The sequence below is a fragment of the Allobosea sp. NPDC003192 genome, assembly GCF_050275675.1.
Lineage (GTDB): Bacteria > Pseudomonadota > Alphaproteobacteria > Rhizobiales > Beijerinckiaceae > Allobosea.
Genome location: NZ_JBNNPK010000004.1, coordinates 207014 through 220532, shown reverse-complemented (window position 1 = coordinate 220532; position 13519 = coordinate 207014). Strand labels below are relative to the sequence as shown.

Sequence of the window (13519 nt, the reverse complement as noted above, 5' to 3'; positions counted from 1 at the left end):
ATCGTCATCGAAGTGTGACCGTGAAATGGACACCGTGCTCGCTGTCCGAGAGCGAGATCGTTCCGCCGTGGGTTTCGAGCATCGCGCGGACGATCGCGAGCCCCATACCGGTACCGCCGCTGTCACGGCGCGTGGTGAAGAAGCTGTCGAAGATCCGCGCGCGATTGTTCGGTGAGATGCCCTGCCCATCATCGCGAACATGCAGGCGGATCGAGTCGGCCTGCGGCTCCGCATCGACCGCGAGCCGGGTCGCACCATGGCGCTCGGCATTGTCGGCGAGATGCGACAGTACGATCTGCAGGTTCTCTGCGGACATGCCGATCGGGCTGGCCAAGTCGCCGCCGGCCTGGATCGCTAGCCGCGGAAACGCGCTGCGCAGCACTTCGATCACGGGGCCGAGCGAGGTTGCGCCGTCCGTCGGCGTCGCTTCGGCGCGCGCCAGCTCGCGCAGGCGGTTGGTGATCGCGGTCAGCCGCTTGGCATCGGCGACGATGTTGTCGAGGAAGTGCTGGCGCTCGGCATCTGTCATGCGGCCCACGCCGGCTTCTATATCGTCGCGCAGCAGTTCGGCAGCCCCCTCGATCGAGGTGAGCGGTGATTTCAGCTCATGCGAGACATGGGCGGCGAAGGTGGCTACGAAGTCCGAGCGCGCATTGAGGGCACTGGCCATATTGAGGAAGCTCTGCGACAGGGTCGCGAACTCGGCCGTGCCGTGATGCTTCGGCGGCAGCAAGGCGTTGCGGTCGCCCTTGCCGATCGCTGTCGTCCTGGCGATCAGCTCCTTGACCGGCCGCGTGATCGCCCGATGGAAGGCCAACCCGATCAACAGGGTCAGGGCGGCGACCGAGAGCCCTGCCGCGACGACCTTGCCGCGTTCTTCATAGAGGTGGCGGAAGACGTTGCTCGGCGTGCGCGATGCATAGAGAACTGCGGCGACCCGGCCGTCGATGATGACCGGCATCGCGGTGAAGACGCGCACGCCGGTGCCTCGGCTCAACGAATAGAGCGGCGGTGGCTCGTTCTTCGAGATGCGTAGCCGGAGCGCAGCGGCAAACTGTCCGCGCAATGCCGCTGCAACCTCCTCGACATGCGCCAACGACAGGCCGAGCTCCTCGCGCCCGGCGGTGACGATGCCTTGGGGATCCAGCAATCGGAAGCCAGCCAGCGTCACCCGCTGCGTCTCGGCGAGCAGCGGCCCCAGCCGCGCGCCAGCGGCACGAAAAGCTTCGGTGGCGGGCTGCGGTACTGGCTGCGCGTCCGGCCGCCGGGGCAGCAGCTGGTCCCGCGCCAGGTCGAGCGAGGGCAGGACAGGCGCCAGTGCATCGGCTGATCGGTTCTCTGGTGGGACCATCGCTCCGAGCGCGGCATCGGCTGGCAGATTCACGCGCAGATCTTGCCCGATCACCGCCACCAGCGCCGCGCTCTGGGCGATCAGCTCGGACTCAGCCTGATGCACGAGCTGGTTCTCGTAGATCCGGAAGAAGAACAATCCGACGAAAGGTAGCGCCAGCACGGCGCTCAGCATGACGAATACGATCAGGCTGAGGCTCGGGCGCCATTTCGATGCCACCCGCACCGGTGATTGGCCTATGCCGGTCAAGACGAGGCCTCGCAGCGGCCGAGCCTGAAGCCGACGCCGTGCACGGTCTCGATCACGCTGTCGCCGCCCGCCTTCAGGACCTTCGAGCGGATGTTACGGACATGGCTGTCGATCGTCCGGTCGGAGACGTGGATCGCGCCGCCATAGGCCTGATCGAGGATGTGGTTGCGGCTGAAGACCTGGCGCGGCCTTGCGATCAGCGTACGCAGGATCGCGAACTCGATGGCGGTCAGGAGCAATTCGCTGCCATCGAAACGAGCCGAGTGCTGCGCCGGGTCAAGGCTGAGAGCACCCCAGGCCAGGACCTGCTCGGTGTCCTGTACGCCCTGGCCGAGGCGGAGGCGTTTCAGGATCACGTTGACGCGGGCGACCAGCTCGCGCGGGCTGAACGGCTTGGTGACATAGTCGTCGCCGCCGAGTTCCAGTCCGAGAATGCGGTCGATCTCGTCGTCCCGCGCCGAGAGGAACAGAATCGGCACCTCGGAAGACTTCCGAATCTGCCGGCAGACTTCGAGCCCGTCCATCTCCGGCATGCCGATATCGAGGACGATCAGGTCCGGCGCGCCTTGCCTGAAGGCACTGAGCGCCTCCAGCCCGTCGCGCGCGATCACTGTGACCATGCCGGCCTTTTCGAGGGCGAAGCAGATCACCTCGCGGATATGGCTGTCGTCGTCGACCACGAGAATGCGCGGCGCCATCACTTCTCCTTGGGTGTACCGGCCGGCGGCACCAGAATCGCCCTGAACGGTGCTTGCGGGACGGTGGCCAAATACCGCGACAACCGCCAGTCGCGGAAGCTCCAGGCACGCCAGTCGATCTGGGCGGCTCGATGACGCCCGGCGAGCCCGTCGCGGTAGCTGGCGACCTTTTCCTGCGACCACCCCCATTTGATCTGGGAAGGAGGATTCCCGACAGCAACGATACGGGGTGCATAGCGATCGAGCGCCGGGATGATGCCCGGTCCCAGCGCCCAGAGATAGGCGACATCGATCCTCTGGCCCGTGCCCCGCATCTCGTAGGAATGGCGGATGTTGTAGTTCGCGATGACGACCGCGGTGTCGACGAAGCTATAGGCATAGAGCGCCAGCGCCAGCGTGGCGACGTTCGCAGAGACCAGCCAACCGACCGGCCGCTGCGACAGGATCTGAATGAGGATCAGGACAAGACCGGCTGCGACCAGCAGCATCCAGACGAAGGCGGCCATGCGCAATTCGGTCAGCGAATAGGCATCGACATAGAGCTTGAGACGCAGCAGGGCCGACAGCATCAGCAGGATGTTCTGCCCGACCCAGGCCAGCACCAGTACCTTGACCTGGGGCGAGCGCATGCCCGCACCCGAGGGACGCATCGCGACCAGCACGAAGGCGGCTGCCAGCAGCGCGGTCACGACCAGCGGATAGGCACCGCGATGGGCGTAGCCGGCATGGGTGAGCCCAGCGGGCAGGCTGGCGCCGCCCCAGAGATAGGCAAGGTCCAACGCGGTCTGGATGGCGAAGAGCCCGTTGAACAACACGAGGCAGCGCTTGACGGTCAGGTCGTTGAACAGATCGAGCGGATCGGTCGCTGCCGCGATCGCCGGCAGCTTCGAGACGCCGCGCCTGCGACGGCGAAGCGAACGCATCCGGACCAGGGGCCAGATCAGGCAGAGGATCGCTGCCCAGAAAAGCGAGCGCCCGGAGAAAAGCTGTTCGAGAATGGCGGGGATATCGATCTGGTTCAGCCAGATCTCGAGGAGCGGATTGGCCGAGACGAACAGCGCGGCGAAGACGGCACAGAGCAGCAGCGGCACCGCCCAGCCCAGCAACCCGGCCAGCACACCCGATTTCACCTGACGGCGCCGGCCATAGCGGCTTGCGCGCGCAAAATCGCCTAGCAGGCGGAAGGGGCCGGCGAACGGCAAGCGCAACGCGGCGCGCAGATGCTCCAGCCATGACAATGCACGGGTCTCGGTCAGCATCCGGGCGGATGCGGTGACAGCCAGCAAAGCGATCGCCACCGAGAGCCAGGTGACGTCTTCGATGGTCGGCAGGAGTCCGGCGGCGATCAGGATCGCAGCTTGCCGGCGCCGGGAGGTTCCAGCCCGGATCGGGTTGAGGCAGGCCGAGGCCAAGGCGAGCGCGCTGAGGAAGAGCGCGAGCGAGATTCCTAGTCGGTGGTCGTAGAAGAGGAAATCGGCCAAGGCTACCAGAACCGCCGCAGCCGCCAGCTGGATCGTCAGCCATCCGGCTGGTCGTTTGACAGGCTGCGGGCTGGCGGCGGCGGGCTCGAGGGCGTGGGCTGGCATGGTCGTCGATCTCGGCGGGAGCCGCCCGCGGCCAGGGCTGACGCCCGGACCGGAAAGGCGAGGATTTCGGCACAGACGGTCTGCACCCTCGTCTCCAGCCACCAGCCATCCTCGACCAGCCTACGCGGCAGTCTTGGCCTGAAGGATCGGAGAGCGATGATGTCCGCCATGCGCCATCCATGCGCTGCCCGCTCGCAGGGACTCTGGCGAGGATCGGCAGAAACTCAGGATTTTCGTGCAGTTTTTGCGCAGGGCAGCGGACCTGTCCTTGTCACGCCCAAGAGCCGGAAGGTCACCGCGCGATGCTCCCGTTTCCCATCCAACGAGAAGCGCTGAAACCTTGAAAAGGGGGGCCGTTTCGCGCCAATTGCGGATATTGGGAGCTTGCCAGAACCGGACATTCCGGAAGGGCGCTCCAGGTTGGTTGGAGCCGTGACAGGTATTCACCGGGCACGAAGGTATGGCACCGTCCGAGCGCTTTGCCGCTCGCCGTCGTGATGACCGAATTGGTGATCGCTGCTATTCCTAAAGACGGTTCGCCAACGCCAAAAAGAAGGCGTCGTCGTTGATTTCCAGGCGCCGCCGATAGCCCGGTTTCGAGCGGGCGCTCAACACCACGACCACCAGGCGCTTGCGCGGGTTGATGTGGATGAACTGCCCGTAGATGCCTTCGGCCTGGAAGGTGCCCTTCAAGGCGGGATCGTCGAGCACGGGGATCCACCACATGTAGCCATAGGGGATGAGCGCCTCGCCGATTCGATAGGGGGAGCCCGCCTCCTCGCGCCAGCTCTCCGGCAGCAGCTCCTGCGAGCCGATCCGCCCATTATCGAGCACGAACTGGCCGAAGCGGGCATAGTCGCGCAGCGTCGCCTGCAGGCCGCTGCCGGCTATGCCCATGCCGCCCGGACTCTCGCACCACCAGGAGGCATCGGCCTCCATGCCGATCCGCGACCAGAGTTTTTCCGAGAGATAGTCGGCGAGACCGGTTCCGGTCGCGCGCTCCAGGACGAGACCGGCGAGATAGGAATCGCCGGTATTGTACTTCCAGGAGCCACCCGGTGGCGTCTCGGCGGGCAGGCTTGCCATATGCCTGACGATGCCACCCGGCTCCCAGTTCATCTGGGTGTCCATCAGCAGGCGCCGGTCGGAAGTCGGGTCAGTATAATCCTCGTTCCAGCGCACGCCGGTTGCCATGCGCAGGAGCTGGCGCACCGAGACGCCGGCATAGAGTCCAGCGAGCGGTGCGTAGCGCGTCACGGGATCGTCGAGGGCTTCGATCGTGCCTTCGCGCAGCGCGATACCATAGAGCGTGGCGGTGACCGATTTCGCCAGCGAGCAGGATTTCCACTGCGTCTGCGGCCCGATGCCGAGCGAGTAGCTCTCCTCGATCACGGCACCGTCCTGGAGGACCATCAATCCGGCGACGCGGTTGACCGAGAGATAGTCGTAGAGATCGAAGGTTCGGCCGTGATCGCGGATCTCCAGCGGCGGCAACCTGCAGCCGTCATTGGGAAGCGGCGAGACCGCCTCGCCCCGCCGTACCACGCGTGATGGAAACCAGCCGGTCTCCTGCGACATTGCCGCGACCATCTCGTCCGGCCGCAGCGTGCCGTCGTAATAGCGGCGGATGTGCTCGCGCGCGGCCGCCTCCATACCGGTTGTCTGCGTCATGACCGATCCTCTCCAAGCCCGTTCCGCATTGCGATCGTCGTGGTCAGAGCGGGGCGTGTGGTGCCGAATAGGTGCCGCGCGCGAAACGGTCCAGCCTGAGTGGCGCCAGGATCGCGGCGGGGGGCTCGCCTCTTGCCAACCCGGCGACATGTCGGCCGACTGCGGGAGCGAGCCCGAAACCGTGGCCGGAGAAGCCGGTTGCGACGATAAGCCCGCCGATCTCTGCCGGCGCATCGAGCACCGGCAGCGCATCAGGCAGGACATCGATGCGGCCGGCCCAGGATTTGACGATCTCGATCCCGGCGGCGCCGGCGAACAGGTCGCGGATCGCAGCGCCGGTGCGTGCCGCCAGCTTGGAGTTGGCCGGGATGCTGGGGCGCCGTGCAACGGCGCGCTCGTGACCCGGTACCGAGACGCGCCGATGCAGATCGTCGATGAAAGGACGCCCGAGCCGCAGCGAGAAGCCGCTGCCATGGCGCAGCAATCCCGGCAGGAAGAAGCGGGCAGCCCGGAAGGAATCGAGCGACAGGTCGATGTCGGAGGTCGAATCGGCGGCGATGATGCAGGAGCCATCGGCACGCTGGCGCAGGCCGATGCCAAAGCCGCAGAAGCAGGCCTCGCTCAGCGGGGGCAGCGGGGAGGTGAGGGAGACGGTGCTGCGCACGCTCTGCTGCGGCAGCGACAGGCCGAGCGGGGCGAGGAGCCGGTGGCTCTGGGTGCCGGCAGCGCAGACGACGACGCTGCAGCGGATCAGGCCGTGCTCTGTCTGCACGCCGCTGACAGCCCCGCCCGCGGTTTCGATGGCGAGCGCACCGCAATCCTCGACGATGCGGACGCCGCGCCGCGCTGCGGCGCGGGCGAAGGCCGTGGTCGCCAGCACCGGTTCGGCCTGCCCATCGCTCGCAGTGTAGAGCGCGCCTTCCGCCCTGCCCCGCAGCGGCGGCAGCAGGGTTGTGACCTCGCTGGTGGAGAGCAGCCGGGCCTCGCGAGCGATGTCGCGTGTCTTGTCATGCCAGCCGGCGAAGGCCGCCATTTCCTTCTGCGTCGCCGCGACGAAGACGCAGCCGGTCCGGCGCCAGCCGACAGGGGCGTCAAGTTCGCGCTCGAGCTCGGGCCAGAGTGCGAGCGCTTCGATGGCGAGCGGCAGTTCCAGTGGGTCGCGGTACTGCGTCCGGACGAAGCCCCAGTTCCGGCCGGATTGCTGCGACGAGACCTTGTCGGCCTCGATCAGCACCGTGCTCTGCCGGGCTCCAGCGAGATGAAAAGCGGCGGCGGCACCGATGATGCCGCCGCCGATGACGACGACATCAGCCTGCCCGGGGAGGCGATCGGCAGCCGTGATGACGTCGTCAGGAACGTGCGAGCGCAGGCTAAGCATCGACATCGGCGATGGCGTCCATGTCCATCTCGACCAGGATGTCGGGGTCGAAGAGCCCGGCCTCGACCGTGGTGCAGGCCGGTTTCACCTCCCGGAAGGCCTCGGCGAACACCGCCATCACCGCCTCGTAGTCGGCGGCGCGGGCGATGAACATGCGCACGCGGACGACGTCGGCGAGGCCAGCTCCGGCCTCGGCGAAGGCGGTAGCGGCGTTGCGAAAGAGCTGGCGCGTCTGTTCCGCGGCGCCTTCGGCAAGCGTGCTTGTCGCATAGTCATAGCCGGTCGTGCCCGACAGCATGACATGTGGGCCGACCACGACGGCGCGGCTATAGCTGTACTGCGCCTCGAAGGCGCTGCCGGACGAGATGTTGCGCCGGCGCGGCGCCTGCAAACCGATCCCGCTCATGGGTGTTGCTCCGCTTGTCTGTTCGGGCCAAGGCAAGCCCCGGCGCGGTAGCGATGTCGATTTCAATAATTGGGGGCGGGGCTCAGGGAATTCGGGCTGCTCGGCGACCCAGCTTTTGAGGTGCCGGCCCCCAATTATTGAAATCGACTGCGGGGCGGCGCGGTGCTGTCGTTGATCCTGCCGGTGGGGCTGCCGGCGGCCGATGACCGGAAAGCTGGTGCGGGGACGATGCGGGTCGATGTGATCATCATAGGCGGCGGGATCGCGGGAGCATCCGCGGCCTACTTCCTGTCCCGGCACGGATCGGTCGCGCTGATCGAGCGCGAGGAGCAGGCCGGCTATCACAGCTCCGGGCGCTCGGCCGCGCAGTTCACCGTCGGCATCACCGCGCCGACGATGCGGCGCATGGCGCAGGCGAGCCGTGCCTTTCTCGAAACGCCGCCGGCCGGCTTTTGCACTTATCCGATCACGACGCCACGCAGCTGCCTGACGGTCGCTGCCGTCGGCCAGGAAGACAGGCTGGCGCGGCTGGAGGAGCGCATCCTCTCGGTCGGCGCCCGGGCGGAACGCCTGGATGGCCCTTCGGCGCTCGCGCTGTTTCCGGCGTTGCGGCCGGAGAAGATCCATGCCGGCGTCAACGAGCCCGACGCCATGGACATCGATGTCGACGTTTTGCTGCAAGGCTATCTGCGAGGCGCCAAGGCGAATGGTGCGACGGTCGTGCTGAAAGCCGGTGTCGACGTCATCCTCCGTGGCGCAGCCGGCTGGACGGTGGCCTGGCCCGGCGGCGAGGTGCAGGCGCCGCTGCTGGTCAATGCCGCCGGCGCCTGGGCCGACGAGGTCGCTGGCATGGCCGGCATCGCCCCGCTCGGCATCGTGCCCAAGCGCCGCACCGCCTTCACCTTCGCGCATCGACCCGATGTCGACGCCCGCGCCTGGCCTCATGTCAGCAATGTCGACTATCGCTGGTATGTGAAGCCCGAACCCGGCTGCCTGATGGGCAGCCTCGCCGATGCGACGCCGACAGCGCCCGGCGACGCCTATGCCGACGATCTCGATGTCGCGCAGGCGATCGACAATATCGAGCAGGACACCAGCTTCCGCATCGGTCGCCCGCTCAGCCAATGGGCAGGCTTGCGCAGCTTCGTCGCCGATGCGGAACCGGTCGCCGGCATGCGGCCGCAGGAGCCAGGCTTCTTTTGGCTGGTGGGGCAGGGCGGCTGCGGCATCCTGACCTCGCCGGCGGTGGGCGAGGCGACAGCGGCCTTGCTTGCCGGGCGAGACCTTCCAGCCGCCATGACCGAACTCGGCGTGACCGCTGGTGACCTGTCGCCGGCACGAAACAGCCTCCAAGGGGTCGGCTGAACCGCCGACCCGACGAGACATGACCGAGGCTGAACACAGCCCGGATGCAATGAGGGGAGTTCGACATGACCGAAACGGGCAGTCGCATCAGATTCCGCAGCCGGCGCGAGGCGCTGGCACTCGGCCTTGGCGCCGCTGTACTGGCTGCCGGTGGGGCGCGGGCACAAACGCGCCCTCCGCAGCAACCCAAGGGGCAGGTCGTCGCCGGCTTGTCGCAGGAGCCGACGGTCTTCAATCCGCTGATGCCGGGCAGCGAGGTCGACCAGGGCGTCTGGTGGCAGCTCTTCAGCCCGCTCTGGTTCGTCGACCCCGACGGCAAGCTGGTCCCCGACCTCGCCGCCGAGGTGCCGAGCATCGCCAATGGTGGCCTCTCGGCCGACGGGCTGAGCTGGAAAGTCAGGCTGCGGCGCGACGCGAAATGGCATGACGGCACGCCGTTCACCGCCGAGGACGTCAAATACACGCTCGACCTGATCAACACGCCCGGCTTCCGCGTGCGCAACCGGGTCGGCCACAGCCTGGTGCGAGACATCAAGGTCGTCGCGCCCGACAAGATCCACTGGCGCATGGAGAGCGCCTATTCGCCTTATCTCTCGATCCTGGCGCTGACCTTCATCGTCCCCAGGCACATCCTGGAGAAGGCGTCCGATCCGAATACGGCGCCGTTCAACGGGGCGCCCGTCGGCACCGGTCCGTTCCGGTGGGGCGAGCGCGCGGCAGGCGACCATCTGCTGCTGCGCGCCAACACCGCCTACCATGGCGACGGCCCCTATCTCGAATGCGTCGTCTTCAAATACATTCCTGACCTGACGGTGCTCTACACGCAGTTCCGCACCGGGCAGGTCGATTATCTCGGCATCGGCGGCATCGCGGCGCATTTCGTCAAGGAAGCGCAGGGCTTGCGCGGCCGGCGGATCTCACGCTCGCCGACGCCGTTCATCGAGCATATCGCGCTCAATCTCGAATTCGGCCCCTTCGCCGACAAGGCGGTGCGCCAGGCGCTCTATCTCGCCATGAACAAGGAGGCGCGCATCGACGCGCTCTATTACGGGCTGCCGGTGCCGACCGAATCCTTCCTGCCGCGCGAGTCCTGGGCCTATGACGACGGCCTGCCGGCGCATCGCCATGATCCGGCCAGGGCCAATGCCATCCTCGACGCGGCCGGCTGGGCGCGCGGTGCCGATGGTATCCGCCAGAAGAACGGGGTGCGCCTCGAATTCTCCAACTCGACCACCGTCGGCAATCCCGGCCGCGAGCAGTCGCAGCAATTGCTGATGCAGGACTGGCGCGCGGTCGGCGCGAGCCTGCGCATCAACAACATGCCGGGCGCGGTGATCTGGGGCGAGTTCTGGCAGAAGTCGAAATTCGAGTCGGTGATGGTCGGTTCGAACTTCATGATCGGCAACGATCCCGACGTGACGCCGCGCTTCGCCTCGACCGCGATCCCGGCCAAGGCCGGTGCGGGGCTCAACACCTACCAGTATGGCAATCCCGAGATGGACCGATTGCTTGCCGAAGGCGCCAGCCAGTTCGACCCGCAGGAGCGCAAGACAATCTACGGCCGGATCCAGCGCATCATCCGCGATGATCTCGTCCTGCTGCCGATCTACCAGACCGTGCTGGCCGAGGGCATCAAGGACGGCCTGCAGGGTTTCCAGCCCAACATCAACTGCTCGTCGAGCTGCTGGAACATGCGGCGCTGGTACTGGGCGGCGTGACCGGCGAAGATGGGTCCGTTCCTCGCAAGGCGGCTCTGGCAGTCGCTGCTCCTCCTCGCGATCGTCTCGGCGATCGGCTTCGCCATCCTGCATCTGGCACCCGGCGGGCCGATGTCGCAATTCGCCCAGTCGGCCCAGATGACGCAGGAAGATCTCGACCGGATCAGCCGCGAGCTCGGCCTCGACCGGTCATTGCCGGTGCAATATCTCGACTGGCTCCGGCGCATGCTGACCGGAGACTGGGGGCGCTCCTATCGCGACAACGCCCCGGTCTGGAGCGTCATCGCTTCGCATCTGCGCGCAACCTTCGAACTGATGGCAGCCTCGACGCTGATCGCCATGCTGCTCGGCTGCGCCATCGGCATCCTCGGTGCGATCCGGCGCTATTCGATCTTCGACATGGCTGCGACGGTCGGCGCCATGATCGCTTTGTCGATCCCGACCTTCTGGTTCGGCCTGATCGCGATCTATCTCTTCTCGGTCGAGCTCGGCTGGCTGCCGGCCGGCAACCGCCAGACGATCGGCGACGGCTCGCTCGCCGATATGCTGCACCACATGATAGCGCCGGTCATGGTGCTGGCCCTGGTCGAGACCGCGATCTGGGCGCGCTTCACGCGCTCGGCCGTGCTCGACGTGATCGGCCAGGACTATATCCGCACCGCCCGCGCCAAGGGCCTGCCGGAGCAGGCGGTGCTGCGCCGCCATGCCCTGCGCAATGCGCTGCTGCCGCTGATCACGCTCGCCGGCCTGCAGTTCCCGACGCTGCTCGGCGGAGCGCTCGTCACCGAGACGGTCTTCACCTGGCCGGGCATGGGCCGGCTCTTCCTCGATTCGATCGAGTACCGCGACTATCCGGTGGTGATGGGCATCCTGATGCTGTCGGCGCTGATGGTGCTGATCGGCTCGCTGATCGCCGACATGCTCTACGCGGTCGCCGATCCCCGCATCCGGCTGGGCTGACCCATGAGTGCAGATGTATTCCAGTTGCCGATCGAGACCGGTGGCCTCGCCCGGAAAAGCGCCTGGAGCCGCTTCCGCCGGCACAGGCTCGCCATGGCCGGCGCGGCTATCATCCTTGTGTTGGCGCTCATCTGCTTTCTCGGCCCGGCCGTGCTGCCGTTCGACGAAACCCGTATCGACGTGATGAACCGCTTCGCTCCGCCCTTGGCGAGTGCGCATCTCCTCGGCACCGATGAGCTCGGCCGCGACATGCTGGCCCGGCTGATGATGGGCGGACGCATCTCGCTCGGTATCGGCTTTGCCGCCATGGCGATCGCGATCGCCATCGGCACCGGCGCCGGCATGGTCGCCGGCTATCATGGCGGCGCTGTCGGTTCAGCTCTGATGCGTTTCGTCGATGCGATCCTGTGTTTTCCGACGATCTTCCTGCTGCTGGCGCTGGCGGCGCTGGTCAAGCCGGGCGTGCCTTCGATGGTCCTGCTGATTGCGGCGACGTCCTGGATGAACGTCGCGCGCATCGTCGAGGCGCAGATCAAGGCCTTGCGCGACCAGGACTACGCCGTGGCGGCGCGCTCCTTCGGCGCCTCGCATCTGCGGGTGATGCTCCGCGAGCTCCTGCCCAACGCCATGGCGCCGATCGTCGTCGCGGCGACACTCAACGTCGCCCGCGCCATCCTGCTCGAATCCTATGTCAGCTTCCTCGGCTACGGCATCCAGCCGCCAACCGCGAGCTGGGGAAACATGCTCAACAACGCCCAGATCTACCTGACGAGCGCGCCATGGCTTGCGATCCTGCCCGGGATCGCCATTACACTGGCGGTGACGAGCTTCAACTTCACGGGAGACGGGCTGAGGGATGCGCTCGACCCGCGCATGGACATCCGATGAGACGGGCGGCCGCGACAGCACCGCGTCCGAGCCCGCAGCCATGACCCGGCGGCTGCCCTCCCTGAATGCCCTGCGCTGCTTCGAGATCGTCGCGGCGCAGCTCAGCATCAAGAAGGCCGCAGCGGCGCTCAATGTCAGCGAGAGCGCCGTCAGCCGGCAGGTCAAGATCCTCGAGGATCAGCTCGGCACGCCGCTGTTCCAGCGCACGCATAACGGGCTGGAGATCACCGATGCCGGCCAGCGCCTCGCGCTCAGCGTCAAGGAGGCGTTCGATCATATCGCCGATGCGATCACGCCGTTCCGCGCCGAGCAGGAAACGGTCACGATCAAGTGCCTGCCGACCTTCGCGCTGCGCTGGCTGCTGCCGCGCCTGAAGGCTTTCCAGGAGCGGCACCCGCTGGTGAAGGTCAGCGTCCAGACCCGGCTGAACGACATGACGCTCAACGATGCCGACGCCGATCTCGGCATCCGCTACGGCATGGGCAACTGGCCGCTCGACTGCGTCACCGAGCTCTACCCGGAATGGATACTGCCGGTGTGCGCGCCCTCCTATGGCGGTGGCCGTTTTTCAGGCGCGGACCTGCCCGAGGCGACGCTGCTCCATCCGCTGCCGGACCGGCGCGACTGGCGGACCTGGTCCGAGAAATCGGGGATGCAGATCGAGACCCGGCACGGGCTCGATTTCGACGCGCTCGACATGGCGCTGAGCGCCGCCGAGGCCGGGCTCGGCGTCGCCATGACCGATGTCGTCCTTGCCCATGAGGCGATCCAGGACGGTCGGCTTGTGGTGCCGCTGCCCAAGGCCGTGCCGACCGGCATCTCCTATTATCTCGTCCGGCCGCCAGGCATGCGCCGGCGCCGCGAAGTGCGGCTGGTCGACGAGTGGATCTGCGACGAGATTTCGGCCGCGCGCGAGCTGGTCAGGCGTTACGCCGCCTGACGGCGAGCTGCCTCTAATTTTCAGAAGCCCCCCACGAATAAACGCGGTCGACGGTCGAGGCCGTACCGCGCTACCGCATCGCTCGATCATCAGATGACGTCGCGCGAGGGTTCGGGCGGCGATGTCGGCATGTTCGCGAAAATGCACTGATTGAAGTCATTATAAAGTATTCGTTGCAAAATTGGCACGTATATCTGCTATCTACTGACCATCATTCTTTGCAACGTCTGCGTGCTTTTCTTTTTTGTTCGTGACGAACAGGGTCCCTGCCAGTCGGAATCAGCTCCGGTAGCGGTTCAAGGGTCTCGT

Annotated in this window: 11 protein-coding genes; 5 read left to right on the top strand and 6 right to left on the bottom strand. The window is 66.6% G+C overall.

The genetic code is table 11. From position 1 onward, the window contains the following. Positions 1-4 precede the first annotated feature (4 nt). From ACQKLX_RS07955 to ACQKLX_RS07930, 6 genes are all read right to left on the bottom strand, one after another. On the bottom strand, positions 5-1525 hold the full coding sequence (locus ACQKLX_RS07955) for a sensor histidine kinase (RefSeq protein WP_427361134.1): 1521 nt from the start codon (positions 1523-1525) through the stop codon (positions 5-7). A gap of 71 nt (positions 1526-1596) precedes the next feature. Further along, positions 1597-2298, bottom strand: a complete 702-nt coding sequence (locus ACQKLX_RS07950; protein ID WP_427361035.1) for a response regulator transcription factor — start codon at positions 2296-2298, stop codon at positions 1597-1599. Further along, entirely contained in the window at positions 2298-3884 is a 1587-nt protein-coding gene (locus tag ACQKLX_RS07945; protein ID WP_427361034.1) for a DUF4153 domain-containing protein, read from the bottom strand. Before ACQKLX_RS07945 ends, ACQKLX_RS07950 begins: the two co-directional genes overlap by 1 nt. A gap of 525 nt (positions 3885-4409) precedes the next feature. After that, positions 4410-5555, bottom strand: a complete 1146-nt coding sequence (locus ACQKLX_RS07940; RefSeq protein WP_427361033.1) for a serine hydrolase domain-containing protein — start codon at positions 5553-5555, stop codon at positions 4410-4412. A 43-nt stretch (positions 5556-5598) separates the two neighbouring features. Further along, positions 5599-6939 carry an NAD(P)/FAD-dependent oxidoreductase gene (locus tag ACQKLX_RS07935; protein WP_427361032.1) on the bottom strand — a complete coding sequence of 447 codons (1341 nt, stop codon included), beginning with the start codon at positions 6937-6939 and terminating at the stop codon, positions 5599-5601. Next, complete coding sequence (locus ACQKLX_RS07930) at positions 6926-7339, bottom strand: Rid family hydrolase (protein ID WP_427361031.1); 414 nt, start codon at positions 7337-7339, stop codon at positions 6926-6928. Before ACQKLX_RS07930 ends, ACQKLX_RS07935 begins: the two co-directional genes overlap by 14 nt. A 162-nt stretch (positions 7340-7501) precedes the next feature. On the opposite strand from ACQKLX_RS07930, the gene ACQKLX_RS07925 reads away from it, so the two are divergent. The 5 genes from ACQKLX_RS07925 (at position 7502) to ACQKLX_RS07905 (ending at position 13210) form a co-directional block, all read left to right on the top strand. Further along, on the top strand, positions 7502-8704 hold the full coding sequence (locus ACQKLX_RS07925; protein ID WP_427361030.1) for an NAD(P)/FAD-dependent oxidoreductase: 1203 nt from the start codon (positions 7502-7504) through the stop codon (positions 8702-8704). 65 nt (positions 8705-8769) lie between these two features. After that, a complete protein-coding gene (locus ACQKLX_RS07920) occupies positions 8770-10422 on the top strand; it encodes a peptide ABC transporter substrate-binding protein (protein ID WP_427361029.1) in 1653 nt (550 codons plus the stop codon). Positions 10423-10431: 9 nt separating this feature from the next. Beyond that, positions 10432-11382 carry an ABC transporter permease gene (locus ACQKLX_RS07915; protein ID WP_427361028.1) on the top strand — a complete coding sequence of 317 codons (951 nt, stop codon included), beginning with the start codon at positions 10432-10434 and terminating at the stop codon, positions 11380-11382. 3 nt (positions 11383-11385) lie between these two features. Next, positions 11386-12270: an ABC transporter permease gene (locus tag ACQKLX_RS07910; RefSeq protein ID WP_427361027.1), complete on the top strand. Its 885-nt coding sequence runs from the start codon at positions 11386-11388 to the stop codon at positions 12268-12270. 40 nt (positions 12271-12310) lie between these two features. Beyond that, entirely contained in the window at positions 12311-13210 is a 900-nt protein-coding gene (locus ACQKLX_RS07905) for a LysR substrate-binding domain-containing protein (protein ID WP_427361026.1), read from the top strand. The last annotated feature ends 309 nt before the right edge of the window (positions 13211-13519 follow it).